This window comes from Photorhabdus akhurstii, assembly GCF_019090985.1.
Taxonomy (GTDB): Bacteria; Pseudomonadota; Gammaproteobacteria; order Enterobacterales; family Enterobacteriaceae; genus Photorhabdus; species Photorhabdus akhurstii.
Genome location: NZ_CP020335.1, coordinates 4695767 through 4721264, shown reverse-complemented (window position 1 = coordinate 4721264; position 25498 = coordinate 4695767). Strand labels below are relative to the sequence as shown.

The window sequence follows — 25498 nt, the reverse complement described above, 5'->3', positions numbered from 1 at the left end:
GACAGAGCTTATTCCAGCAGGCGTTACTGATGCAGGCCATTCTTTCCAAATAACTTGAGGATATGAGTAGTGTGTATAACCTCAAAATGGTAAATGAAATAGCCTAATGAGATAGGTAGTAGTAAGGACAATATCATCATGAAAACCCTTTATCTGGCTTCCGGCTCACCAAGGCGGCGTGAGCTTGTTGAATTATTGGACTTTAAATTTGAAATTCTTTCTCCTCAGGTAAAGGAGCAATGGCAAGAGGGTGAAACCCCGCGTCAGTATGTTAGCCGATTAGCAAAAGATAAATCTCTAGCGGGAGTTGCTATTGCACCAGAGGATTTTCTGGTGTTGGGAGCGGATACTGTTGTTGTCTTGAATGGTAAGATTCTCGAAAAACCGCGCAGTGAACAACATGCTGTTGAAATACTCAGTGCACTTTCCGGTCAGTGTCATCAGGTGATGACAGCTATTGCTTTATCAGATAGTCAGCGTACCTTAAGTGATATAGTCGTTACAGATGTAACCTTTCGCCAATTATCCACGCAGGAAATTTTGGATTATGTAGCAACCGGTGAGCCGATGGACAAAGCGGGTGCTTATGGTATTCAGGGAAAAGCGGGTTGCTTTGTTAAAACGCTGAATGGGAGTTATCACTCAGTTGTTGGTCTGCCATTGGTGGAAACGCACGAATTAATCACAGAGTTTTTTGCGTTAGTTGATGGGAAGGGGAACACATGACAGCAGAGTTATTAGTCAACATCACACCGTCCGAAACGCGTGTCGCTTACATTGATGGTGGGATTTTGCAAGAAATCCATATTGAAAGGGAAGCTAAAAGGGGCATTGTCGGCAATATTTATAAAGGTCGTGTAAGCCGGGTATTGCCAGGGATGCAGGCTGCTTTTGTTGATATTGGTCTGGAAAAAGCCGCTTTTCTTCATGCCTCAGATATTGTGCCTCACACGGAATGTATTGCCGGTGAGGAGCAAAAGAACTTTCATGTCAAAGATATTGCTGAGTTGGTTCGCCAGGGGCAAGATTTAATGGTTCAAGTGGTGAAAGATCCCCTTGGTACTAAAGGCGCTCGGCTAACTACCGATATTACTTTACCTTCCCGCTATCTTGTCTTTATGCCCGGAGCTTCTCATGTCGGGGTTTCACAACGTATTGAAAGTGAAGGCGAGCGTAATCGGCTGAAAAATATTGTCGCTGACTATTGTGATGAACATGGTGGTTTCATTATTAGGACGGCTGCCGAAGGCGTTGGGGACGAAGAATTAGCTCAGGATGCGGCTTTCTTGAAACGTCTATGGAGTAAGGTGATGGAGCGTAAAAAGCGCAATATCACTAAAAATAAACTTTATGGCGAATTGGCTCTGGCCCATCGTATTTTGCGTGATTTTGCCGGAGCAGCCCTTGATCGTATTCGTGTGGATTCTCGTTTGACGTTTACTCAGTTACAGGAATTTATTCGCGAATATATTCCTAAAATGACAGCCAGATTGGAACTTTATAACGGTAATCAGCCTATATTCGATCTGTTTGATGTAGAAAATGAAATTCAGCGAGCACTTGATCGAAAAGTTGAATTAAAATCAGGTGGTTATTTAATTATTGACCAAACTGAAGCGATGACCACAATTGATATTAATACCGGCGCATTTGTCGGGCATCGCAATTTGGAAGAAACTATTTTCAATACTAATATTGAGGCGACGCAAGCTATTGCCAGGCAATTAAGACTGCGTAATCTGGGTGGTATTATTATTATCGATTTTATCGATATGAATAGCGAAGAACATCGTCGACGGGTATTGGCTTCTCTTGAGCAGGCGCTGAGTAAAGATCGTGTTAAGACGACGATTAATGGTTTTTCCCAACTCGGATTGGTGGAAATGACCCGTAAGCGGACTCGTGAAAGTATCGAGCATATACTTTGTAGCGATTGTCCTACTTGTAAAGGAAGGGGAACCGTAAAATCGGTTGAAACTGTCTGTTATGAGATTATGCGTGAAATTGTGCGTGTGCACCGGGCAGTCGACGCAGATCGTTTCCTTATTTATGCTTCGCCAGCAGTGGCCGAAGCGCTGAAAGGAGAGGAATCTCATGCACTGGCGGAAGTGGAGATTTTTGTCGGCAAGCAAGTAAAAGTTCAGACAGAACAGCTCTACAGTCAGGAACAGTTTGACGTAGTTATGATGTAACCATCCAATTTGCTGACATAACAGCATTGGTAATCAAGGAGATGCGTGTGAGGCGACTGCCGGGAGTATTATTAGCGACAGCCGCAATAGTCATTATTATTGTGGCTTTGCTTGTCAGTGGATTACGTTTTCTACTGCCACATATTAATGATTACCGTCCACAATTATTCGCTAAAATTGAGTCAATTATTGGTGTACCTATTGATGCTGGATATATTGCGGGAGAATGGGAGTCTTTCGGGCCTGTTTTTGAATTACGTGATATCAGTGTAAAAACGGCAAATGCAGATGTGAAAGCCAAAAAGATCACGGTTGCATTGGATATCTGGTTATCTTTGTTAAGAATGCGTTGGAATTTTCGCGATCTTACTTTTTATCAGTTACAGGTAGATTACCATCAACCGCTATTTAATGATCAAAGCGGTAATATGTTTTCCCAATCGGATCTATTGTCTGAGCTGTTTCTGGAGCAGTTTGATCATTTTAATCTGCAAGATAGTCGGTTTACTTTCCTTACTCCCTCTGGTGAACGTGCTGATCTGTTGTTACCACAATTAACCTGGCTGAATAAAGATAATCGTCACCGTGCTCAAGGGAAAATTAGTCTCTCTTCTATCAATAATCAGCATGGGGATATACAAGTTAAATTTGATTTGCATGACACTAATGGCGTGTTGGATAACGGGACCATTTATTTACAGGCAGATAATGTTGATATTCATCCGTGGTTAAGTCATTGGTTGCAGGATAATACTGGGTTGAAGGATGCTGAGTTTAGTTTGTCTAGCTGGATTATGCTTAAAGAAGGTCGAATTGATGGCGGCCAACTACAACTCCGTCAGGGAGAAGCTAATTGGAAAGTTGCTAACAAACCTCACAACCTTTCTGTCAGTGATCTGGTATTTCGGATGCGTCGCCAAGATGGTGGTTGGTTGTTTGATGCACCTGAGCTGGCAAATTTGATCACTGATGGGCAGCAATGGCCGTCAGGAAAAGTATCAGTGCTCTATCTGCCGGAAGCCAAGAGAGTTGACGGTCATGATCATTGGCGTGTTCGGGCGAAAAATATTCAACTTGAACGGCTAAGTAGCATTTTACCGACTTTTTCTTTTTTGACTTCTGATCTGGTGAAGGATTGGCAGCGTCGTCAGCCACAAGGGTTGGTAAAGTACCTTGCCCTCGATATTACACCCAAAATGGAAGATGATTCCCGAATCAGTGTGCAATGGCAAAATGTTAGTTGGCAACGCTGGCAGAAATTGCCTTCTATCGATAATTTCTCGGGTTCTCTCAATGGCAGCTTGCGGCAAGGTAGACTGAGTTTTGCGTTGAAGGATAGTGTTGTTGATTACCGAGATATGTTTCTGGCGCCGTTTGAGATATCCCAAAGTCATGGCGAAATACTCTGGCGGCAAGGTGAGCGAGGTTTACAACTCTGGAGTCAAGGGTTGGATTTGCAAGGGAAATCATTGTGGGTCAATGGTGATTTTCGTTATCAACAGCCTAAAGAACAGCCTCCGGCGCTAAGTATTCTCGCGGGAGTGCGGGTTTATGATGCGGGTGATGCCTGGCGATATTTTCCAGAACCTTTGATGGGGACGCCTTTGACTGACTATCTGACAGCTTCAATTATTAAAGGGCAGATAGAAAACGCGACTTTTGTTTTTCAAGGCAATCCAAAAGATTTCCCGTTTGTAAAGAATAATGGGCAGTTTCAAGTTTTTGCTCCATTGCGTCATGCGACTTTCCAGTACCAACCAAACTGGCCGGCACTGCTGGATCTCAATATTGATCTTAATTTCCAGAATAACGGCTTATGGATGCTTGCTCCGCAAACGGCACTTGGTAAAGTGAAAGCGAGTAATCTGTCAGCGGTAATTCCTAATTATCGTAACAAGAAATTGTTAATCGACGCGGATATTCTGGGAGATGGCAAAGATATTCATGAATATTTTACCCGCAGCCCGTTAGCACATTCTGTTGGTGAAACGCTGGAGACATTGCAGGTTGGTGGTCAGATCGCTGGTAATTTGCATTTGGATATTCCACTCAATGGCGGCAATGTGGATGCTCGCGGTGAGGTGACTTTAAAAAATAATCATTTGTTGATTAAACCCTTAGATAGCGAAATGAAAAATGTGAGTGGCCGGTTTCGCTTTAATAATGGTAATTTACAAAGCGGCAAATTATCGGCCCAATGGCTTGGGCAGCCTGTTACGGTTGATTTTTCTACCGAGAATTTACCCAAAAACTATCGAGTCAATGTTGGTCTGAATGCGCGTTGGGCTATTGCAAAATTATCTGGATTTTTACCGGCGATTGCTAAAGTGTTTTCTGGCTCTGTTGATTGGGAAGGAAAGATCGGTATTAATTTGCCGTTTCAGAGTAAGCCTCAATATGATGTGAAAATCGACGCTGACTTATCACAAGTGGATAGTCATTTATCTGCCTTGAAAGCGGATGAACTGCGCGCTCTTCATATTCTGGCTGATGGTGATATGGAGCAGTTGCGAGTAAAAGGCATTTTAGATAAACAGTATGCATTTAATACTCAATGGCATTTGGCAGGGAAAAGTACTCAACTGTCACGGGGAATTTTACAAAGTAACAGTAACAATATTCCTGATTTACCTGAAAAATCCCTATTGGAATTGAATCTTCCGGCAATTGAGGGTGAAGAATGGCTAGGGCTGATTGCGCCTCTGACTTCTGGCTCTTCATTGGCAGGTATGTCAATGTTGCCACAGCATCTTTATATATCACTTCCATCACTGGATGCGGGGGGGCAGCGTTGGAATCAGTTATCGTTGGATGTGGAAAAACAGTTTTGGGGAACGCAGATCACTGCTAATAGCCGGGAAATCAACGGTAAACTTAATATCCGTAATAGTGGCCCTTGGCAAATGAATTTGAGCTATCTTTACTATAATCCTTTGCAATATAGCGCCCAGCAAGCTGAATCCGATTTACCTAAACAATCTCAGACAGGTACAACTCTGCGTTATTCGCTGAACCAATGGCCTTCATTAGATATCATCTGTTCTGAATGTTGGATTATGGGATTGAAGCTTGGGAAGGTGTCTGGTTCCCTGATTCCAGAAGGTAATTCACTGGTCTTAAGAGATGGAATAGTAGAAAACAGTGTCAGTAAACTGAATTTGGCAGGTCGTTGGCAAGAAGGTGCGGTAGGGAATAATACGCGTATTATGGGGCAATTTTCTGGTGAAAAGTTTGATGAGATGGCATCTTACCTTGGTATAGTCGTACCGATTGTAAATTCACCGTTTACCTTCCGTTTTGATTTTAATTGGTGGGATACACCGTGGAAACCCAATTTCCAAACGTTGAATGGCAATCTTAAAAGCAACTTAGGCAAAGGCGCTATTGAAAAATTGGGCGGGGGAGGTGCTGGTCAATTACTAAAATTAGTCAGTTTTGATGCTCTGTTACGTAAATTACAGCTCGATTTCAGCGATACCTTTAGCCAGGATTTTGAATTTGATTCAATTCGTGGTGATGTTTCAGTAAAAAATGGGATACTCAAGGCTGAAAACTTACGGGTCGATGGGTTGATTGCTGATGTGATAACGAAAGGTGAGATCGATCTTGTTCGCCAACAGATCAATATCGAGGCCATCGTCACGCCAGAGATTTCTGCTACTGTAGGGGTAGCGACGGCTTTTGTCATCAATCCGATGGCTGGCGCTGCATTATTCGCAGCGACCAAGGTCTTGGGGCCGTTATGGAATAAGATATCGGTTATTCGTTACCGGATTACTGGTAATCTTGAACAACCGAAAATTGATGAAGTTCTGCGTCAGCTTAAGGAGAATAGAGGAACATGAGAAACGTCAATGTTGCACTCTTGCAGTTATGTAGCGGTGAGAATATCAAACATAATTTGGCGCAAATTGAACAACAAATTAAACAGTTGCCAGATACTATCAAGTTTGTCATGACCCCGGAAAATGCATTGTTGTTTGCTAATGCTGATAGCTATCGCAAGCATGCGGAACAACAGGGGCATGGGCCTTTGCAGCAAGCTGTCAGTGAGATTGCACGCCGTTATGGTGTCTGGTTATTAATCGGTTCTATGCCGCTTATCAGTCGTGAAAATTCTGAACGGCTCACCAGTAGTAGCCTGTTGTTTGATGATCAGGGTAAGATTTGCGCCCGTTACGACAAAATCCATATGTTTGATGTCAATATTAATGATGAACATGGATCATATAACGAATCGTCTGTTTTCCAACGTGGGGAACATATTACTGTTGTAGATACCCCTGTTGGTCGTCTCGGGATGACCATATGTTATGATCTGCGCTTCCCCGGGTTGTTTCAGGCGCTACGCGAGCAAGGCGCTGAGTTGATATCTGTTCCTGCGGCGTTTACTCGTTTAACAGGAAAAGCGCATTGGGAACCACTGTTACGGGCCCGCGCTATTGAAAACCAATGTATTCTGTTAGCCCCGGCTCAGGTTGGTGTACATGGAACCCGTCAGACGTGGGGTCACTCAATGGCCGTGGATGGTTGGGGGAAAGTGATAAAGAAAAACCCCGATGCAGTCAGTGCATTGCAATTGAATGTCAGGGCAGATAGCTTGAAGATTATGCGTGAGCAAATGAAAGTGGTGAAACATAACCGCTTCCGGCCGCAGTTGACTTCCTTGATTGAAAAAATACCGCAAATTAAAGAGTAGCAATTATGAGTTTAACTACTGTCAGTGAACACTTACTGGCTGCAAATAAATTAAGCCATCAAGATCTGTTTTCAGTACTCGGTCAAATGACTGAACGTCGGCTGGATTATGCCGATCTCTATTTTCAGTCCAGTTACCATGAATCTTGGGTGTTGGAAGATCGGATTATTAAGGATGGCTCCTATAATATTGATCAGGGGGTTGGCGTTAGGGCAATCAGTGGTGAAAAAACCGGTTTTGCTTATGCAGACCAGATCACGTTGAATGCGCTGCAACAAAGTGCACAGGCTGCCCGTAGCATCGTCCATGAAAACGGGAATGGTAAAGTCCATACCTTTGGCGAAGTGGCCTATTCTCCGCTTTATGCGGCAATTGATCCGCTGCAAAGCTTTTCCCGTGAAGAAAAGATTGCATTATTGCAGCGTGTGGATCAGGTGGCTCGAGCGGAAGATCCAAGAGTACAGGAGGTCAATGCCAGTCTGACAGGGATCTATGAACGCGTGTTGGTCGCGGCGACCGATGGGACTTTGGCGGCTGATATTCGTCCTCTCATTCGCTTATCTGTCACGGTGCTGGTGGAAGATAACGGTAAACGTGAACACGGCAGCAGTGGTGGCGGCGGCCGTTACGGTTATGAATATTTTCTGGAAGTGGTTAGTGGTCAGATCCGAGCAGAACAATTTGCCCGTGAAGCTGTTCGTATGGCACTGGTGAACCTTTCCGCTGTTGCTGCCCCCGCTGGTACTATGCCGGTTGTTCTGGGGGCGGGTTGGCCGGGCGTGTTGCTGCATGAGGCTGTTGGTCATGGGCTGGAAGGTGATTTTAACCGCCGTGGTACTTCGGTGTTTTCTGGTCAGATTGGTGAGAAGGTCGCGTCAGAACTTTGTACTGTGGTTGATGATGGCACGATAAAAGGTCGTCGTGGGTCATTGGCAATTGATGATGAAGGCGTCCCTGGACAATACAATGTATTAATTGAAAATGGCATTCTGAAAGGTTACATGCAGGACAAAATGAATGCACGTCTGATGGGTGTCGCGCCGACTGGCAATGGTCGCCGTGAATCTTATGCTCATCTACCAATGCCTCGTATGACTAATACCTATTTGCTGGCGGGTCATTCCACACCGGAAGAGATCATCGGTAGTGTGCAAAATGGTTTATATGCGCCAAATTTTGGTGGTGGTCAAGTGGATATCACTTCCGGTAAATTCGTGTTCTCGACATCTGAGGCTTATCTGATTGAGAACGGTAAAATTACCAAACCAGTGAAAGGTGCAACGCTTATCGGTTCCGGTATTGAGGCGATGCAGCAGATCTCTATGGTAGGAAACGATCTTGATCTAGATAAAGGTGTCGGGGTTTGTGGCAAAGAGGGCCAGAGCGTACCTGTTGGTGTTGGTCAGCCTACTTTGAAACTGGACAACTTGACCGTTGGAGGAACAGCCTGATTTTTGGCTGTTTATCCGAGATAGATCATATAAGGATAGTCATGAAGAAGACTTGGCTAGCAGGTGTGTTACTGACTGTTTTGGTTGTGACTTGTAGTACTTTTGCTAAAGGTGTTGATAAGACGCTGTTGCAGGCTCCAGAAACAGATGGGGGTACCTCAGCAATACAACGGATTGAAGGGCTAACTGAACAGAATAACGTAGTGGCTTACTTACGACAGAATAATAAATTACCCGATATTTACATTACTAAAAAGCAGGCCCGCGACCTTGGCTGGAATGCAAAACAGGGAAATTTATGTCAGGTTCTGCCGGGTAGAGCAATTGGTGGCGACAAATTTACTAACCGTGAAAAGAGACTACCAATGAAACCGAAACGTCAGTGGTTTGAAGCAGATGTTAACTACCGTTGTGGGCACAGAGGGAGTGACAGATTGCTTTATTCATCTGATGGTCTGATTTATCTGACGTTGGATCATTACAAAAGTTTTACCTTAATGGAGTAATTCTATGCATAAAGTGGAGTTTGATTTTGACCGTATCCCTGATCTGAAAATGTTCTATCAGCAGTTTTCTGAACAATTTGAGTTAGGAGACGAGTTTGGTAGTAATTTGGATGCTTTGTGGGATGTTGTGACAGGAGGAATTGAGTTACCTGTAGAGGTCAATTTCATCCATTTTACGCAGCAGAAAGAACGTGATTTCTCCTCGTTAGTGCTTTTGTTTGAAGAAGCAGAAGAAGAACTGGAAGGGGAATTGAGTTTTAATATTTTCCCCTAACAGAAATTAGAACCTTACGGGTTTTAGTAGTTAAGCGGATTCAGCCATATCTTTAAGATATTGGAAAATCTGACGATAAGATTTAGGTGGCTTATTTGCCGCCTTTTCTTTTTGGCGTTGCGGATCAAAGTACGCAATTGCTGGCGATCGGTTTGTGGGAATAACGCCACCACTTCATCAATAACATCGTCATTGCCATCAATCAATTTATCGCGTAATTCTTCCAGTTTATGGAACAGAGTGATTTGCTGATTATGACGATTTTTCAGTTTATCAAGCGCGGTGGTAATTGGCTCGACATCCCGGGTACGCAGCAGTTTGCCAATAAATTGTAATTGGCGACGGCGCCCCTCTCTTTTTATCTTCTGTGCAAGTTCAATGGCGGCCAGCAGATCCTCATCTAACGGAACGCGTTCAAGCGCACTTTTGCTGAGCTCAACCAATTCTGTACCCAGCTTTTTCAATGCTTCGGCATCACGTTTAATTTCGCTTTTACTGACCCAAATTATCTCTTCTTCTTCCTCTTCAGCAGGATAATCATTGAGCCAATCTTCAGGCTGCTTTGCCATAGTGGTTTTCCTTTTAAAAAGGCCGGAGCTGGCAGGTTGATTTTTGGTGCATGACCTGTAGCCCGGTGGGTGTTAACATCCTAATATTGTGTATTGTAACTGGGAAAAACGTCTGATTACCACTCGGCATTGACTGTGTGGATAAAACGGCCCTGTTTTCCCGACAGATTTTCCCTTTATTCATCAAATTACGGGTAATTAATGAAAATCACGGATCAAATTGCGGAACAACGCAAACAACTGGAAAATGCAGTTTCACAGGCACTAGAGCTGGCAAAAGCGGGTTGTGATGCTGCGGAGGTCGCGGTTAATAAAACAACGGGTATTAGTGTCAGCACCCGCTTTGGTGAAATAGAAAATGTAGAATTCAATAGTGATGGCGCATTGGGGATTACCGTCTACCATCAGCAACGTAAAGGTAGCGCATCATCAACAGATTTAAGCCCGGATGCTATTGCTCGTACTGTTCAGGCTGCGATTGATATCGCTCGTTATACCTCTCAGGACCCCTGTGCTGGCCCGGCAGATAAAACGCTATTGGCGTTTGAAGCGCCAGATCTTGAGCTGTTCCATCCAACAGAATTGGATGCTGATAACGCGATTGAACTAGCCGCTCGTGCAGAACAAGCTGCATTACAGGCGGATAAGCGTATTACCAACACCGAAGGCGGAAGTTTTAATAGTCATTATGGCATCAGAGTGTTTGGTAACAGCCACGGTATGTTGCAAAGCTATTGTTCCAGTCGTCATTCTATGTCGAGTTGTGTGATTGCTGAACTTGATGGCGATATGGAACGGGACTATGCGTATACCATTAGTCGCCGTTTTGAAGATTTAAAATCGCCAGAATGGGTTGGGCAGGAGTGTGCTCGCCGTGCGTTATCTCGTTTGTCGCCACGTAAATTGCCGACCATGAAAGCGCCGGTGTTGTTTGCCGCGGAGGTTGCAACGGGCCTTTTCGGTCATCTGGTTGGCGCTATCAGTGGTAGCAGTATTTACCGGAAATCCTCTTTCTTGCTTGATCATCTAGGCAAACAAATTCTGCCATCATGGTTGACAATTGAAGAGCGGCCACATTTACTGGCAGGTTTAGCATCTTCTCCATTTGATAGCGAAGGTGTTTCCACCAGTAATCGGGACATCATTAAGGATGGGGTATTACAGACTTGGCTTCTGACAAGTTATTCTGCCCGTAAGCTAGGCATGGCAAGTACCGGCCATGCAGGTGGAATTCATAACTGGTGCATTGCAGGGCAAGGTCAGGATTTTGCCGGTTTGCTGCGTCAGATGGGAACAGGGTTAGTCGTCACTGAACTGATGGGGCAGGGCGTCAGTGCGGTAACCGGCGATTATTCCCGTGGCGCCGCTGGTTTTTGGGTAGAAAATGGCGAGATTCAGTATCCTGTCAGTGAGATTACTATTGCGGGCAATCTAAAGGATATGTGGGCCAATATGGTTACTATCGGGAATGATATTGAAACTCGCAGTAATATCCAGTGCGGTTCAATCTTACTACCGGAAATGAGTATCGCTGGTCAATAAGAGATACTCGTTTCCGATTATTTTAGTCAGCCCGGACAAATGGGCTGGCTGAATTAACGGTGTAGCTCACCGGCAGCTTCTGGTTGGTAAAGCAATTCTAATACTTTGACTCGGGTTTCTTCGCCGTTTGGCAATGCCCAACTGATTTCGTCGCCGATACGAAGGCCCAATAATGCAGCCCCTAAAGGAGCCATAACAGAAAGCTGATCTGAACTGTCTTGCAGTGACGCTGGATAAACTAAAGTACGTACCCGCTCTTCATTGCTTGTCAGGTCAAGAAAACGAACCCGGCTGTTCATTGTTACAACATCTGATGGAATTTCTGCTGGGGGTACAATCTCTGCACGATCCAGCTCCTCATTCAAAGCGTCAGCGATACTAGTATCTGCAAACGCTGGCTGTTCCAACAGGGAATCTAAACGTTCTGCGTCTAATTCGTTGATGATAATTGCTGGTTTAGTCATACCACACTCCAAATGGACTCCAACACAAAATAACACCCCGCACCATGAGGAGGGGGGTGTTATTTAAAATGATTAACCTGATAGTAGGCTGTTCTTACTGGAAAAGAAAGAGATCATGATCACGAACTGTTTTGTGTTGCTAATGAAAACAGTAAAGGACATGATAATCCACAGGTGAGTGAGCAACGTTATTCTTCGTCAAATCCCGAATTAAATAGATTAATAATGGCTGCAAGAGCCTGTTCTTCATCTGGGCCGCTGGCTTCAACTTCAATATAGCTGCCTTTTTCTGAATCCAGCATCAGCATAGCAATTACACTGCTAGCTTCGGCTTCAACATGGCTATCATTGCGTAAAACAACATGAGACTCAAAGAGCTGTACTAAATCATACAGCTTCATTGCTGGCCGGGCGTGCATTCCCAGCCGATTTTTGATTTCAAGCCTCTGCTTGACTGTCATTATTTATTTTCGCTTTTCGAGAGTACGGTGGCGCGACTGTACGTTTTTGCCTCGGGAGCGAAAATAATCGGCCAACTGTTCTGCCACGTAAACGGAACGATGTTTACCGCCGGTACAGCCAATAGCCACGGTCAGATAGCTGCGGTTATTGGTTTCAAGCATAGGCAGCCAGAGTTCAAGATAACTGCGGGTTTGATAGATAAAGTTATGAACTTCCGTATGACGGTCGAGGAAAGCGGCTACGGGACGATCAAGGCCGGTCATTGGCCGTAATTTAGGGTCCCAGTGTGGGTTTGGTAAGAAACGTACGTCAAAAACATAGTCGGCATCAATTGGAATGCCATGCTTGAAGCCGAAAGACTCAAACACCATTGTCAACTCACGTTCCCGTTTGCCTAGCAGACGCGTTCTTAGCATCTCAGCCAATTCATGAACTGACATTTCGGAAGTGTCGATAATCAGATCTGCTCTTGAACGAAGGGGTTCCAGCAGATCACTTTCTTGATCAATCGCGCTTTCCAGAGAAAGATTTTTGCTTGATAGCGGATGCAGACGGCGGGTGTCGCTATAACGGCGGATCAATGTGTTACGGTCAGCGTCAAGAAACAGTAATTGCGGTGAGAAACTCTCTGGTAGTTTAGTCAAGGCTTCTTCGAAAACCTCAGGGGATTCCGGCATGTTTCTTACATCAATACTCACCGCGGCGGAAATATCGCGGTCAGACAACGTATTTGCTAATTCCGGTAGTAATACTACCGGCAAGTTGTCTACACAATAAAAACCCATGTCTTCCAGTGCGCGCAAGGCAACGGATTTACCTGAACCGGAACGGCCACTGACTATCATCAGCACCATGAGGCGACTCCCCTTAATTTCTCAGTGGTTATTATGAGCCACTCTTATCTGTTGCTCTCCATGCACTGCAACAGTTATTCAGTGATAATTGAGTATAATTCTTCATCACTTTGTGCCGATCTTAAACGGCGGCAGAGGTTTTTATCTGCAAGACGTTTGGCGATCAATGACAATGTGTGTAAGTGCGTCTGGCATTGATCATTTGGAACCAGTAAAGCAAACAGCAAATCAACTGGTTGATTATCAATCGCATCAAAAGCAATGGGTTGTTCCAGATTTAGGAAAACGCCGACTGCTTGATCTGAGCTTTCTGCATCTAATTTACCGTGAGGGATAGCAATACCACTGCCAATTCCAGTAGTACCTACTTTTTCTCTGGTTAATATTGCTTCGAATACGACATTTTCTGGTAACTTAAGCTGCTGAGATGCTAGCTCACTGATAATCTCTAAAGCCCTTTTTTTACTCGAACAATGTACATTATTGCGCGTACATGCGAGAGAAAGCACAGAACTTAGTAGTAAATCTGCTTGATTATTCATTTTTTCTATTCACTTAGGTGCCTCATTGATACCGGATGCCATAGAATATCTGTGACATCCGGTATTTGCGCACTGTTTTACAGCAATATTCTGCTGTTGTTACTACATTCTTTGTTAAATAACTGTTAATGATGTCTCAGTTTGTCTTTATGTTTGGTTAATTGACGCGCTAGTTTATCGACCAGTCCATCAATTGCTGCATACATATCTTCATGTTCTGATGATGCGTGCAACTCACCTCCGTTAATGTGTACAGTAGCTTCGGCGATTTGTTGTACCTTTTCCACTCGGAGGATTACCTGAGTCAGGTTGATCCTGTCGAAATATTGATCCAGCTTGCTGCATTTTGCAGTGATAATGTCGCGTAATGCATCAGTAATTTCAATATTGTGGCCGGTTATTTTGAGTTGCATATTGTCTTCCTTCTCTGTTCATTTCAAACCAGACGTTTACGTTGGTTTGATGGCGGAATGGATAACGACTCTCGATATTTTGTGACAGTCCGTCGGGCAACCATGATGCCTTGATCGGCTAGCATGCTCGTCAGTTTGCTGTCACTTAATGGTTTGGCGGGGTTTTCCGCTGCTACCAGTTTTTTCACCAAAGCCCGTATTGCAGTTGAAGAGGCTTCGCCTCCACTTTCTGTATTGACATGGCTGGAGAAAAAATACTTCAATTCAAAAATACCACGTGAGCTGTGCAGGAATTTTTGGGTAGTCACCCTGGAAATGGTGGATTCATGCATATCAACCTGGAAAGCAATGTCAGCTAAAACCATAGGTTTCATATGTTCTTCACCATGCTCAAAAAATTCCTGTTGCTGTTCTACAATGCAACGCGCAACTTTCAGCAAAGTATCATTCCGGCTTTCCAGGCTTTTGATAAGCCATCTAGCCTCTTGTAGGTTATTACGGATAAACTGACTGTCACTTTCATTGCGTGTATGTTGCCCAAGCTCTGCATAATGCTGATTAATGTGTAAACGGGGGATACTATCTGTATTTAATTCTACTTGCCAGTGTTCGCTCTCTTTTCGAACTAGTACATCGGGGATGACGTATTCAGATTCGCCGGTGTTTATTGCCAGACCGGGCTTTGGTTCAAGTGACTGGATTAAACTGATGACCTCTTTCAGAGTATCTTCTTTCAAATGACTCAGACGGATTAAATTGCGGAAATCCCGATGACCTAATAGCTCCAGATGTTCGCAAACGATCAGTTGCGCCTCTTTCAGATAAGGTGTTTCTGGCGGAAGCATTGATAGCTGGACCAGTAGACAATCTTTTAAATCACGAGCGGCGACACCGATAGGATCGAAATGTTGTATCTGTTTTAGCACCGCTTCTACTTCTGCCAGGGTGAGTTGATCGTCGCCAATGCTGGCAAGGATATCTTCTAATGGCACAGTGAGATAGCCAGTGTCATCTACGGCATCAATGATTGATGTCGCAATGGCCGCCTCGGTTTCCGTGAAGGAGGTTAGCTCTGCCTGCCACATCAAGTAGTCTTGCAAGGTTTGAACGGTTTCACCTTGATAAAGCGGCAGTTCATCGTCGTTATAGTCGTTACGTGTCCCGGAAGGTGTGCCAGCGGTGTAAATTTCATCCCAACTGGCATCCAGGGGTAACTCGTCTGGCATATCCTTTTGTTGCAAGGCATCAAGCGTATCCATCGCTTCCGTTTCGTTATCGGGAAGTTCCTGATTGCCGATTTCCTGATGATCTTCATCCTGTTCAAGCAAAGGGTTCATTTCTAGCGCTTGTTGTATTTCCTGCTGGAGTTCAAGCGTAGAAAGTTGCAACAAACGAATAGCTTGTTGGAGCTGTGGTGTCATAGCCAGTTGCTGACTAAGCCTGAGTTGCAAACTTTGCTTCATAGCGTTAAATCAATTCTCCTGGCTAATTAGAGCCGGAAACCTTCGCCTAAATAAACGCGCTTCACCTGTTCATTATTAAGAATATCATTAGGTGTGCCGTGAGCAATCAGATGCCCTTGGCTGACAATATAAGCACGTTCGCATACATCCAATGTTTCACGGACATTGTGGTCTGTGATAAGGACCCCTAGCCCATAATCTCTTAAATGCTGAATGATCTTCTTGATATCGATGACCGAGATAGGATCTACGCCGGCAAAAGGCTCATCCAGCAAAATAAATTTAGGATTGGCTGCGAGCGCTCTGGCAATCTCTACGCGGCGGCGTTCACCTCCAGAAAGCGATTGACCAAGACTGTCACGTAGATGGCTGATATGGAACTCTTCCATCAGCTCTTCGGCACGTTCTTTTCGTTGCTCTTGAGTCAGATCCTGGCGTATTTCCAATACAGCCATCAGGTTGTCGAATACGCTTAGGCGACGGAAAATAGAAGCTTCCTGAGGCAAATAACCAATACCACGGCGTGCCCGTTCATGAAGCGGCAATAGGCTGATATCTTCATTATCAATGGTGATTGTCCCGGCATCCCGTGAAACGATACCGACGACCATATAGAAAGTCGTCGTTTTCCCGGCGCCGTTCGGACCAAGCAGGCCAACAATTTCGCCGGAATTTACATTTAGGCTGACATTTTCAACGACCTTACGGCCTTTGTAAGCTTTTGCCAGGTTTTCTGCGTTTAGTATTGCCATATATCGTTATTTACTCTTGTTGTTAGCCCCAGGGCCTTCTTCTTGTAACTGAGAAGGGAGTAGGACGGTGGTCACTCGTTTACCTTTATCACTAAACGCTTCCATCTGCTGAGTTGGGACTAGATAGGTGATACGATCGCCTTTTATATTGCTGTCTAGCTGTTCCAAATAGGCATTGCCAGTCAGTGTAACCAGCTCTTTATCCATTTCGTAACGCATTTTGGAACCGCGGCCCTTGATTGGTTTGCCATTGTCCTGTAGCTGATAGAAAGTGACTGGATTACCAAATGCCTCAATAATCATTTTTTTAGAGTCGCCATCTGGACGAGTTACAACAACTTTGTCAGCGCGGATATCGATAGAACCTTGTTTAACGATCACATCTTCTGTAAATGTGGCAGTGTTCCCTGTCATGTCAAGGGCTTGTTTAACAGAATCGATAGAAATAGGTTTCTGGGTGTCATCTTTCAGTGCCAGAGCAGGAAGGCTGACTGCAAAGATGGCGCTGGCAATAAAAGCATTACGGATTCTGTTTTTCATGTTGGATTTCATAGTAGGTGTTAACCTTTTCAATCAGTTCAGCGGTTTTATTCCGCAGATTGCCACGCATTTTCATACCGACGGATTTTAGCCCGACACCAATCAGTGTGACCTGATCGTCAGATGAAACATCCTGAGTTACCAGGTTGATAATAGCGTTATCTGTGGTAATACGTTGTAATTGTGACGTATTAGTCAGACTGTCAACCTGTACGTCGCCGTAAAGATAGAGCATTCTGTCATTAGTCAGTTTGGCTTTGTTAGCACGAACTGTCCATGTAGCAATGGCGTTTGAGTCATAAGTAATTAACACTGGTTTGGTAAACCAGGTAAGTTTTGACTCTGCATAATTTTGGACGTCATCAGCGACCAGTTTATACGTCAGTTTCCCCGTAGGGTCATAAACAAAAGTTATGGCATCCTGACTTTGATAGGTTGGCTGACTGTTATCTGTAGCAGAAGATGATTTAGTCTCATCTGAATCAGACAAGTTCCAGCCAATTAACGCCAGGATGATTAATACCAGAGTTATCACCAACCAGGATTTGATTCTATCCATTCTCGTTTCACTTCAACCTACTATATTGATAATCCTTTGGCCTCTTCCAGCTTATTCTGAGCAAAAAGCACCAAATCACAAAGTTCCCTTACCGCACCGCGTCCCCCGGCAATTTGGGTGACATAATGCGCTTTTGGTAAGAGTAATGGATGTGCATCTGCCACAGCGACAGATAACCCCACTTGTTCCATGACCGGCCAATCAATCAGATCATCACCGATGTAAGCAACCTGTTCTGGTTTTAATCCCAGTTTATCTAACAATTCTTTGTACGCCAAAACCTTATCACTCTGTCCTTGGTAAAGATGTGTAATCCCTAGTGTGTTTGCTCGATCTTCCAGCAATTTCGCTGTACGGCCGGTAATAATAGCGACTTCGATACCTGAAGTAATTAAGCAGCGAATTCCGTAACCATCTCGAACATTAAATGTTTTTAACTCTTCACCGTTATTGCCCATATATATCAGTCCATCGGACAGAACACCGTCGACATCGCAAATCAACAAGCGGATTTTACGGGCTTTTTCAATAACATCTTTACTAACTGGACCATAACAGGTGTCCAAATAAACTAATTGGCTCATTAAGGCGTTTTCTCCGGTTAAACCACACCAGCTTGTAGCAGGTCATGCATATGTAATACCCCAAGCAATTTATTTTCCTCTGCGACCAGTAAGGAGGTGATATGGTGTGACTGCATTAGATTCAATGCATCAACTGCAAGGGCATGCGGTTTGATACGGATACCACCTGTTGTCATAACATCTGAAATTTTGACAGTGTACAAATCGACTCCCATATCAAACACTCGCCGCAAGTCACCATCAGTAAAAATACCATCAATATACATATTTTCATCGCAAATGACGGTCATACCCAATTTTTGCCGGGTGATTTCGAGTAATGCTTCGCGTAAGGATGCATCACGATGAACCTTTGGAATATTATCGCCTGTATTCATCAAATCACTCACCAGTAGCAAAAGTTTGCGTCCAAGAGTGCCGCCTGGATGTGATAGGGCGAAATCTTCAGCGGTAAAGCCGCGTGCCTGGAGCAATGCGACCGCTAAAGCATCGCCCATAACCAAGGTTGCGGTAGTACTGGTTGTAGGAGCTAAACCTAGCGGACAGGCTTCCTGTGGAACTTTGATACACAGGTGGATATCCGCGGCTTTCCCCATACTACTGTGGTAATTATTAGTCATGCAGATAAGCGGAATTTTTTGGCGTTTTAATGCCGGGATCAGTGACAAAATTTCACTGGACTCACCAGAATTTGAGATAGCTAAAACAATATCTTTAGGTGTAATCATGCCGAGGTCGCCGTGGCTGGCTTCTCCCGGATGAACGAAAAAGGATGGAGTACCGGTGCTGGCGAAAGTTGCAGCAATTTTACACCCAATGTGGCCGGATTTGCCCATCCCCATGACAATCACTTTACCTTCGCAGTTGAACATCAGTTCACAGGTACGGGCAAAATCTTCATTAATATATTGTTCAAGTTCTGCCAATCCATCACGTTCTATATCTAATACTTTTTTACCCGCTTGCTGAAAATCAATCTTAGGCATTTCTTTTTCCTACTTATTCGTGTTTATTCAATGTTGTAATCGGAAATAAACAGTACGATAAAATAAGCGATAAAGCAGCTCAATAACAAGACACCTTTAAATCGGTTTAATCGATGTTTACGACCCAAACAAAATGCAGTAAATATTGTGCTGGCTACCATCATTACCCAAAAGTCACGATGGAAAGATTCAGGCGAAATAGCTGCTGGTGAGAGTAATGCGGGAAGGCCCAAAACAATTGATATATTGAATATATTCGAACCTATAATATTCCCGAATGCAATGTCATCTTCGCCTTTGAATGCGGCGGCGATCGAGGTTGCTAATTCTGGCAGGCTGGTACCGACCGCAAGTACAGTAAGCCCGATAACTAATTCACTAATACCATAAATGCGGGCAATAACAGTTGCATTATCAATGACCATGCGAGTTGCCATAGGTAAAATAAGTAACCCTAATAGAATCCAAAGTAGGGCAATGTGTTTATTGCCTTCTACCGGTAATTCGGCGGCCTGTTCCTGCGTGTAAATATCCGTTTCGGCACGGCGTGGTAGAGCAACCATTTTGATCATCAGTAAAATATACACTATGGCGGAAGTGAGTAATACCAATCCATCCATCCGGCTGAGATAGTTATCACTCATCAAATAACCACAGAAGGCGGTGAGCAGCAGCATCAACAACAGCTCCTGCCGCAAAATATCTGATTTAACTACCATTGGGCGAATAAATGCGGCAGCACCGGTTATCAGCAGCAGATTAGTAATGTTGGAACCAATAACATTACCCACCGCCATATCAGGTTGACTATCCAGCATTGTAGTAACTGAAACCATTAATTCGGGCAGGGAAGTTCCAATGCCAACAATGGTAATACCAATAATAAATGGAGGCAGCCCCAGAGTACGGGCAAAAATTGCAGCACCATATACTAATCTATCGGAACCATATACCAGTAAAATCAATCCGGTAATTAAAAGTAAAAAGGTCAGAAGCATGAAGCGTCCCTTGTAAGGTATATTCCGAATTAATGTTAACGCTGGTTGATTTTCTAAACAAAAATTGCCTGCCCAGTTAGATGGGGTATATTCTGACGGCGGCGGATAGAAAAGTAAAATTTGTCATCACATTAATGGCGAAAATTCTCCAGTTTTTTTGTAGTATATGTGATTAATATGTGAACCAAATATTAAAGCCAATTTATTAACCGTTAAGGGCTATCAATAATGAACCAACAGACAGCAAATCTCATCGAGATCCGTGGTATGTATTTTACCCGTGGTAACCGTTCGATTTTTGCTGATATTAATCTAGTTGTGCCTAGAGGGAAAGTCACTGCAATTATGGGGCCTTCTGGGATAGGGAAAACGACACTATTACGATTGATTGGCGGTCAGTTACGTCCTGAACGCGGAGAAATCTGGTTTGATGGCGACAATATTCCTGCTTTATCCCGTTCGCGCTTGTATGCTGCTCGCAAGAAGATGAGTATGCTGTTTCAATCTGGGGCATTATTCACTGATCTCAGTGTCTTTGAGAATGTCGCTTTTCCGCTGCGTGAACATACGAATCTGCCTGAGGAAATTATACAGACTACTGTAATGATGAAATTAGAGGCTGTAGGGTTACGTGGCGCCGCCAATTTGATGCCTTCCGAACTTTCCGGTGGTATGGCAAGGCGAGCGGCTCTGGCTCGTGCGATTGCACTTGATCCTGATCTGATTATGTTTGATGAGCCTTTTGTTGGCCAGGACCCGATTACGATGGGGGTTTTGGTGAAGTTGATTGATGAACTGAATAAGGCGCTTGGTGTGACTTGTGTAGTGGTTTCCCACGATGTACCGGAAGTTCTGAGCATTGCAGATTACGCTTATATTATCGCTGAACAACAGGTTATTGCTGAGGGTACTGCGCAGCAGTTGCGGTCTAATTCTGATAGACGAGTACGGCAATTTCTTGATGGTATTGCTGACGGGCCGGTACCTTTCCGTTTCCCGGCCGGGGATTATAAAACTGAGTTATTAGGATAATGGGATGTTAATGTTAACACAGGCGCTGGCGGCACTTGGCCGACGGGCTATTGAGGTATTCGCCTCTTTTGGCCGTGCTGGTTTTATGCTTTTCCGCGCGATAATTGGCAGGCCGGAACCCGCCAAACAATGGCCGTTACTCCGACAGCAACTTTACAGCGTGGGTGTTCGGTCATTGTTGATTATTATCGTTTCGGGTCTGTTTATTGGCATGGTGCTTGGCCTACAGGGGTATCTGGTACTGACGACATACAGCGCAGAAGCCAGTCTTGGTATGATGGTGGCGATATCTCTGTTGCGTGAATTGGGGCCGGTGGTCACGGCACTGTTGTTTGCTGGCCGTGCCGGATCAGCCTTGACCGCAGAAATCGGTTTGATGAAAGCCACGGAACAAATTTCCAGCCTGGAGATGATGGCGGTAGATCCATTACGGCGAGTGATAGCTCCCCGTTTCTGGGCAGGGTTTATCAGTATGCCGCTATTATCCTTGATTTTTGTGGCGGTAGGCATTTGGGGAGGAGCGATAGTTGGTGTTGATTGGAAGGGGATTGACAGTGGCTTCTTCTGGTCTTCAATGCAGTCTGCTATCGAGTGGCAGAAAGATTTGCTGAATTGTTTTATTAAAAGTGTCGTTTTCGCCATTACTGTGACCTGGATCGCTCTATTCAATGGTTATGATGCGATCCCTACTTCGGAAGGGATCAGCCGAGCAACGACCAGAACGGTGGTTCATGCGTCGTTAGCAGTTTTAGGTTTGGATTTTGTGCTGACAGCACTCATGTTCGGGAACTAAGTCAATGCAAAGCAAGAAAAGTGAAATTTGGGTTGGATTTTTTGTCTTGATTGCACTGGCTGCAATCATCTTTTTATGCCTAAAAGTGGCAGACATTAAATCGGTAGGCAACCAGCCAACTTACCGTTTGTACGCAACTTTTGACAATATCGGTGGTCTGAAAATGCGCTCCCCGGTAAAAATTGGGGGGGTGGTGATTGGTCGAGTTGCAAATATCTCTCTTGATGAAAAAACTTATACGCCGCAAGTGGCACTGGATATTATGAAGCAGTATGACCGTATCCCTGATACCAGTTCTCTTTCCATCCGTACCTCTGGCCTGTTAGGTGAACAATATATTGCCCTGAATATAGGGTTTGAAGATCCCGATATGGACACCCGTATTCTGAAAGAGGGTGATCGCGTACAGGATACCAAATCAGCAATGGTACTTGAGGATCTTATCGGCCAGTTCTTGTATAAGAGTGGCGATAATGCCCAAAGTGGGGCAGAGCACACGCCGACACCCTAGCCAGCAACTGAATATCATTAAGAGGAACCAATTATGTTGAAGAGATTATTAATGGTGGCGCTATTGGTTATTGCGCCATTAGCGAGCGCGGTTGATCAGACGAATCCTTATAAGCTGATGCAGGATGCGGCGGAAAAGACTTTCACTCGTTTGAAAAATAGCCAATCACAAATTCGTCAAAATCCAGATTATCTGCGTCAAGTAGTGAAAGAAGAACTACTGCCCTATGTCCACATCAAATATGCCGGCGCGTTAGTTCTGGGAAAATACTATAAAGATACGACTCCAGAGCAGCGCAAGGCTTATTTTGCTGCATTTGAATCTTATCTGGAACAGGCTTATGGGCAGGCTCTGGCAATGTATCACAATCAAACTTACCAGATTGACACTGAAAAGCCGTTGGGGGACAGCAATGTTGTTGCTATTCGTGTCAATATTATCGATCCGAATGGCCGTCCTCCTGTCCGTCTTGATTTCCAGTGGCGCAAAAACAGCAAAACTGGCGACTGGCAGGCATTCGATATGATTGCTGAGGGCGTCAGTATGATCACGACTAAACAGGGTGAATGGGCTTCTATCTTGCGTCAGCAAGGTGTTGAGGGCCTGACTAAGCAGCTTAAAATCAGCGCCCGTCAGCCAATCACACTGGAAGAGAAAAAATAAGATGGGTGAGAGTCTGATCTGGGAAAAAACAGGGCAAACACTGATTCTCAAGGGCACTTTGGATCGTGATAGTTTGCTTCCTCTCTGGCAGCAAAAAGAGAAATTATTGGCTGATATTGACAGCATCAATGTGTCACAACTTGAATATGTGGATTCTACCGGGTTAGCTCTTTTAGTTCGTTTCAAACATCATATGCAAAAGAGAGGGGATAAATTGCGCTTTTCTGGCATTGATGAACGGCTTAACACCCTGATTACGCTCTATGATCTGCAAGAAATGATTATTGATAGCTAACCGATAATCTCATTAATTATCTGTATAATCAGCGCCCTTGTAAGCAGAAATGCGACAAGGGCGTTTTCATAGTTTAAGAATAAACAGGATTCTATTAGGATAGACGGCTGACTATCATTTCTAACTACAGAACATTGAGCAATTATGGATACTAATGAGATTAAGCAAGTGCTGATGGATAAATTAGCATTGGATGAAGTCATCGTTAACGGAGATGGCAGCCATTTCCAAGTTATTGTGGTTGGTGAAATGTTTGCCGGTATGAGTCGGGTAAAACAGCAGCAAGCCGTTTATGCGCCTTTAATGGAATACATTGCTGATAATCGTATTCATGCCTTGTCAATTAAAGCCTACACACCGGATGATTGGAAACGGGATCGCAAGCTCAACGGTTTTTAATATTGTTTGCCTCGCCGCGAACAGCAAATCATATAAAGAGAGTAGTCACAGATGGATAAATTTCGTGTGAAAGGGCCCACTCGTCTGTCGGGTGAGGTTACTATTTCCGGGGCAAAAAACGCTGCATTGCCAATCCTGTTCGCCGCGTTGTTGGCTGAAGAGCCTGTTGAGTTGCAAAATGTTCCAGAATTGAAAGATATTGATACCACTATCAAATTATTGAATCGCCTTGGGACCAAAGTTGAACGTAATGGTTCTGTATTTGTGGATGCTCGCAGTGTGAATCAATATTGTGCGCCTTACGAGCTAGTGAAAACCATGCGTGCATCTATTTGGGCGTTAGGTCCTTTGGTGGCGCGTTTTGGTCAGGGACAAGTTTCTTTGCCGGGTGGTTGTGCTATTGGCGCCCGCCCGGTTGATCTGCATATCAGTGGCTTGGAACAGTTAGGTGCTGAAATTGTTCTGGAAGAGGGCTACGTCAAGGCTTCCGTTAATGGACGTCTGAAAGGGGCTTGCATTGTGATGGATAAAGTCAGCGTTGGAGCGACAGTCACGATTATGACCGCGGCAACGTTGGCTGAAGGGACAACAGTTATTGAGAATGCAGCACGTGAACCTGAAATCGAAGATACGGCTAATTTCCTCAATACCTTGGGTGCAAAAATTACAGGGGCGGGCACAGACCATATCACCATTGAAGGCGTAGAACGTCTAGGTGGTGGTGTATATCGTGTACTACCTGATCGGATTGAAACGGGGACATTTCTTGTTGCGGCGGCGATATCCGGTGGCAAGGTAGTTTGCCGTCATGCTCAGCCTAATACGCTGGATGCGGTATTGGCTAAATTACGTGAGGCGGGGGCGGATATTGCAATTGGTAAAGATTGGATAAGCCTTGATATGCACGGTAAGCGCCCTAAAGCGGTGACATTACGTACTGCTCCGCACCCTGGTTTCCCGACCGACATGCAGGCACAGTTCAGCTTGCTGAATTTGGTTGCGGAAGGTGCTGGTATGATCACCGAAACTATTTTCGAAAACCGTTTCATGCATATCCCTGAATTAATTCGGATGGGTGCGCATGCGGAAATTGAAAGTAACACCGTGCTTTGTCATGGCGTTAAAAAATTATCTGGTGCTCAGGTCATGGCGACGGATTTACGCGCATCGGCAAGTTTAGTTCTGGCGGGTTGTATTGCGGAAGGCGTGACGGTTGTTGACCGTATTTATCATATTGACCGGGGTTATGAACATATCGAAGATAAGTTGCGCGGACTTGGTGCAAACATTGAACGAGTGAAATCAACGTAGGCTTACTGTGGTATGCACCACGGTAGATCATGAATAAGGCCGGAAGATCGTTAGAAGCTTCCGGTTTGTTCATTAATACGATTGAATTAATTCTCCCAGAGAGCCTGATTCAATATCGAATGAAAATCTGAAATCTATCCCATTAATATGGATAAAAAAATACAATTCATTGTTTATATAATAAACGTCTGAAAAAATCACATCTCTAGTATTTAAAATTTCCTTAATATCCCATTTAAGTGAGTTATCTGGATTTAGAATATATGCTTGATTCTTAGATTTATTAAAAGGAGCTACAATTAAAGCTATTCCAATGGAATCTTTCAAAATAAGAGGTATACCCGTCATCTTTCAAGTTGCCTCTTTGTTGGCTGCACTCACTCACCCCGGTCACATAGTTATCTATGCTCCCGGGGATTCGCTCCCTTGCCGTCGCGATGCATCTTGAAATCTATAAGGTATATAAGCTTATTGTCATCGTATATTTCTTGTCTTTTTCCTGCATATACCCATGTAATGCCAGTAGGAAGTAATTCGAAAACACTTAATCCTTGAGGATTCCGTTTCTTATCATAGTCATCCAGAGTATCTATGACCTTAAAATCACTAATGATATTCATTTAGCCTCCACATTTTTTAGAATA

29 protein-coding genes and 1 pseudogene are annotated in these 25498 nt (G+C 44.2%); 15 read left to right on the top strand and 15 right to left on the bottom strand.

Translation table 11 applies throughout. From position 1 onward, the window contains the following. Positions 1 to 138 precede the first annotated feature (138 nt). From B0X70_RS20490 to B0X70_RS20460, 7 genes are read left to right on the top strand one after another with little or no spacing between them, the layout of a single operon-like run. A complete protein-coding gene (locus tag B0X70_RS20490; protein ID WP_036809295.1) occupies positions 139 to 726 on the top strand; it encodes a Maf family protein in 588 nt (195 codons plus the stop codon). Further along, complete coding sequence (rng, locus tag B0X70_RS20485) at positions 723 to 2192, top strand: ribonuclease G (RefSeq protein ID WP_217470255.1); 1470 nt, start codon at positions 723 to 725, stop codon at positions 2190 to 2192. Before B0X70_RS20490 ends, rng begins: the two co-directional genes overlap by 4 nt. A gap of 47 nt (positions 2193 to 2239) precedes the next feature. Continuing rightward, positions 2240 to 6037, top strand: coding sequence for an AsmA2 domain-containing protein YhdP (gene yhdP / locus B0X70_RS20480; protein WP_217470254.1), 3798 nt, complete (start codon positions 2240 to 2242; stop codon positions 6035 to 6037). Next, a complete protein-coding gene (gene nit1, locus B0X70_RS20475; RefSeq protein WP_036809284.1) occupies positions 6034 to 6891 on the top strand; it encodes a deaminated glutathione amidase in 858 nt (285 codons plus the stop codon). The genes yhdP and nit1 overlap by 4 nt, the downstream gene beginning before the upstream one ends. Positions 6892 to 6896: 5 nt before the next feature. Beyond that, positions 6897 to 8342, top strand: a complete 1446-nt coding sequence (gene tldD / locus B0X70_RS20470; protein ID WP_110086376.1) for a metalloprotease TldD — start codon at positions 6897 to 6899, stop codon at positions 8340 to 8342. 41 nt (positions 8343 to 8383) lie between these two features. Then, positions 8384 to 8848, top strand: a complete 465-nt coding sequence (locus B0X70_RS20465; RefSeq protein ID WP_217470253.1) for a ribonuclease domain-containing protein — start codon at positions 8384 to 8386, stop codon at positions 8846 to 8848. 4 nt (positions 8849 to 8852) lie between these two features. Continuing rightward, entirely contained in the window at positions 8853 to 9122 is a 270-nt protein-coding gene (locus B0X70_RS20460; protein ID WP_011148185.1) for a barstar family protein, read from the top strand. Positions 9123 to 9152: 30 nt separating this feature from the next. Here the strand turns inward: B0X70_RS20460 and yjgA are convergent. After that, positions 9153 to 9691: pseudogene (yjgA, locus tag B0X70_RS20455) on the bottom strand (ribosome biogenesis factor YjgA). A gap of 201 nt (positions 9692 to 9892) precedes the next feature. On the opposite strand from yjgA, the gene pmbA reads away from it, so the two are divergent. Continuing rightward, positions 9893 to 11233: a metalloprotease PmbA gene (pmbA, locus tag B0X70_RS20450; RefSeq protein WP_217470252.1), complete on the top strand. Its 1341-nt coding sequence runs from the start codon at positions 9893 to 9895 to the stop codon at positions 11231 to 11233. A 53-nt stretch (positions 11234 to 11286) separates the two neighbouring features. Here the strand turns inward: pmbA and rnk are convergent, their stop codons facing one another. The 12 genes from rnk to B0X70_RS20390 all read right to left on the bottom strand — a co-directional run bounded on the left by rnk (position 11287) and on the right by B0X70_RS20390 (position 19850). Further along, complete coding sequence (gene rnk / locus B0X70_RS20445; RefSeq protein ID WP_036775993.1) at positions 11287 to 11697, bottom strand: nucleoside diphosphate kinase regulator; 411 nt, start codon at positions 11695 to 11697, stop codon at positions 11287 to 11289. A gap of 188 nt (positions 11698 to 11885) precedes the next feature. Next, on the bottom strand, positions 11886 to 12158 hold the full coding sequence (npr, locus tag B0X70_RS20440; RefSeq protein WP_036809268.1) for a PTS phosphocarrier protein NPr: 273 nt from the start codon (positions 12156 to 12158) through the stop codon (positions 11886 to 11888). Positions 12159 to 12161: 3 nt separating this feature from the next. Further along, a complete protein-coding gene (rapZ, locus tag B0X70_RS20435) occupies positions 12162 to 13013 on the bottom strand; it encodes an RNase adapter RapZ (protein ID WP_036809265.1) in 852 nt (283 codons plus the stop codon). A gap of 74 nt (positions 13014 to 13087) precedes the next feature. After that, the gene (gene ptsN / locus B0X70_RS20430) at positions 13088 to 13555 is read right to left on the bottom strand and encodes a PTS IIA-like nitrogen regulatory protein PtsN (RefSeq protein ID WP_036775990.1); all 468 of its coding nucleotides are present in this window, start codon (positions 13553 to 13555) and stop codon (positions 13088 to 13090) included. Positions 13556 to 13680: 125 nt separating this feature from the next. Further along, positions 13681 to 13968 carry a ribosome hibernation promoting factor gene (hpf, locus tag B0X70_RS20425; RefSeq protein WP_036775988.1) on the bottom strand — a complete coding sequence of 96 codons (288 nt, stop codon included), beginning with the start codon at positions 13966 to 13968 and terminating at the stop codon, positions 13681 to 13683. Positions 13969 to 13991: 23 nt separating this feature from the next. Beyond that, positions 13992 to 15431, bottom strand: coding sequence for an RNA polymerase factor sigma-54 (gene rpoN, locus B0X70_RS20420; RefSeq protein ID WP_217470251.1), 1440 nt, complete (start codon positions 15429 to 15431; stop codon positions 13992 to 13994). Between the two features lie 26 nt (positions 15432 to 15457). Further along, entirely contained in the window at positions 15458 to 16183 is a 726-nt protein-coding gene (gene lptB, locus B0X70_RS20415; protein WP_036775985.1) for an LPS export ABC transporter ATP-binding protein, read from the bottom strand. A 6-nt stretch (positions 16184 to 16189) separates the two neighbouring features. After that, positions 16190 to 16723 carry a lipopolysaccharide ABC transporter substrate-binding protein LptA gene (gene lptA / locus B0X70_RS20410; RefSeq protein ID WP_036775984.1) on the bottom strand — a complete coding sequence of 178 codons (534 nt, stop codon included), beginning with the start codon at positions 16721 to 16723 and terminating at the stop codon, positions 16190 to 16192. Next, positions 16704 to 17282 (bottom strand): LPS export ABC transporter periplasmic protein LptC, encoded by a 579-nt coding sequence (gene lptC, locus B0X70_RS20405; protein WP_036809257.1) that lies wholly within the window; start codon positions 17280 to 17282, stop codon positions 16704 to 16706. The genes lptA and lptC overlap by 20 nt, the downstream gene beginning before the upstream one ends. A 20-nt stretch (positions 17283 to 17302) precedes the next feature. Beyond that, positions 17303 to 17866 (bottom strand): 3-deoxy-manno-octulosonate-8-phosphatase KdsC, encoded by a 564-nt coding sequence (gene kdsC, locus B0X70_RS20400; RefSeq protein ID WP_036809254.1) that lies wholly within the window; start codon positions 17864 to 17866, stop codon positions 17303 to 17305. A gap of 17 nt (positions 17867 to 17883) precedes the next feature. Further along, on the bottom strand, positions 17884 to 18852 hold the full coding sequence (kdsD, locus tag B0X70_RS20395; RefSeq protein ID WP_036775979.1) for an arabinose-5-phosphate isomerase KdsD: 969 nt from the start codon (positions 18850 to 18852) through the stop codon (positions 17884 to 17886). Between the two features lie 23 nt (positions 18853 to 18875). Then, complete coding sequence (locus B0X70_RS20390) at positions 18876 to 19850, bottom strand: calcium/sodium antiporter (protein WP_217470250.1); 975 nt, start codon at positions 19848 to 19850, stop codon at positions 18876 to 18878. A gap of 228 nt (positions 19851 to 20078) precedes the next feature. On the opposite strand from B0X70_RS20390, the gene mlaF reads away from it, so the two are divergent. From mlaF to murA, 7 genes are all read left to right on the top strand, one after another. After that, positions 20079 to 20882: a phospholipid ABC transporter ATP-binding protein MlaF gene (gene mlaF / locus B0X70_RS20385; protein WP_217470249.1), complete on the top strand. Its 804-nt coding sequence runs from the start codon at positions 20079 to 20081 to the stop codon at positions 20880 to 20882. Positions 20883 to 20892: 10 nt separating this feature from the next. Continuing rightward, a complete protein-coding gene (gene mlaE, locus B0X70_RS20380; RefSeq protein WP_036776080.1) occupies positions 20893 to 21675 on the top strand; it encodes a lipid asymmetry maintenance ABC transporter permease subunit MlaE in 783 nt (260 codons plus the stop codon). Between the two features lie 4 nt (positions 21676 to 21679). Then, a complete protein-coding gene (gene mlaD / locus B0X70_RS20375) occupies positions 21680 to 22186 on the top strand; it encodes an outer membrane lipid asymmetry maintenance protein MlaD (RefSeq protein ID WP_217470248.1) in 507 nt (168 codons plus the stop codon). A gap of 33 nt (positions 22187 to 22219) precedes the next feature. Next, positions 22220 to 22849, top strand: coding sequence for a phospholipid-binding protein MlaC (gene mlaC / locus B0X70_RS20370; protein WP_036809242.1), 630 nt, complete (start codon positions 22220 to 22222; stop codon positions 22847 to 22849). A 1-nt stretch (position 22850) separates the two neighbouring features. Beyond that, positions 22851 to 23144 carry a lipid asymmetry maintenance protein MlaB gene (gene mlaB / locus B0X70_RS20365; protein ID WP_046395091.1) on the top strand — a complete coding sequence of 98 codons (294 nt, stop codon included), beginning with the start codon at positions 22851 to 22853 and terminating at the stop codon, positions 23142 to 23144. A 144-nt stretch (positions 23145 to 23288) separates the two neighbouring features. Next, positions 23289 to 23543, top strand: coding sequence for a BolA family iron metabolism protein IbaG (gene ibaG / locus B0X70_RS20360; RefSeq protein WP_011148158.1), 255 nt, complete (start codon positions 23289 to 23291; stop codon positions 23541 to 23543). Between the two features lie 51 nt (positions 23544 to 23594). Then, the gene (gene murA / locus B0X70_RS20355; protein WP_036809238.1) at positions 23595 to 24854 is read left to right on the top strand and encodes a UDP-N-acetylglucosamine 1-carboxyvinyltransferase; all 1260 of its coding nucleotides are present in this window, start codon (positions 23595 to 23597) and stop codon (positions 24852 to 24854) included. Between the two features lie 72 nt (positions 24855 to 24926). Here murA and B0X70_RS20350 read toward each other — a convergent pair whose 3' ends face one another. Further along, positions 24927 to 25202, bottom strand: a complete 276-nt coding sequence (locus tag B0X70_RS20350; RefSeq protein ID WP_217470247.1) for a hypothetical protein — start codon at positions 25200 to 25202, stop codon at positions 24927 to 24929. A 50-nt stretch (positions 25203 to 25252) separates the two neighbouring features. Then, positions 25253 to 25474 carry a hypothetical protein gene (locus tag B0X70_RS20345; protein WP_217470246.1) on the bottom strand — a complete coding sequence of 74 codons (222 nt, stop codon included), beginning with the start codon at positions 25472 to 25474 and terminating at the stop codon, positions 25253 to 25255. Positions 25475 to 25498: the final 24 nt, after the last annotated feature.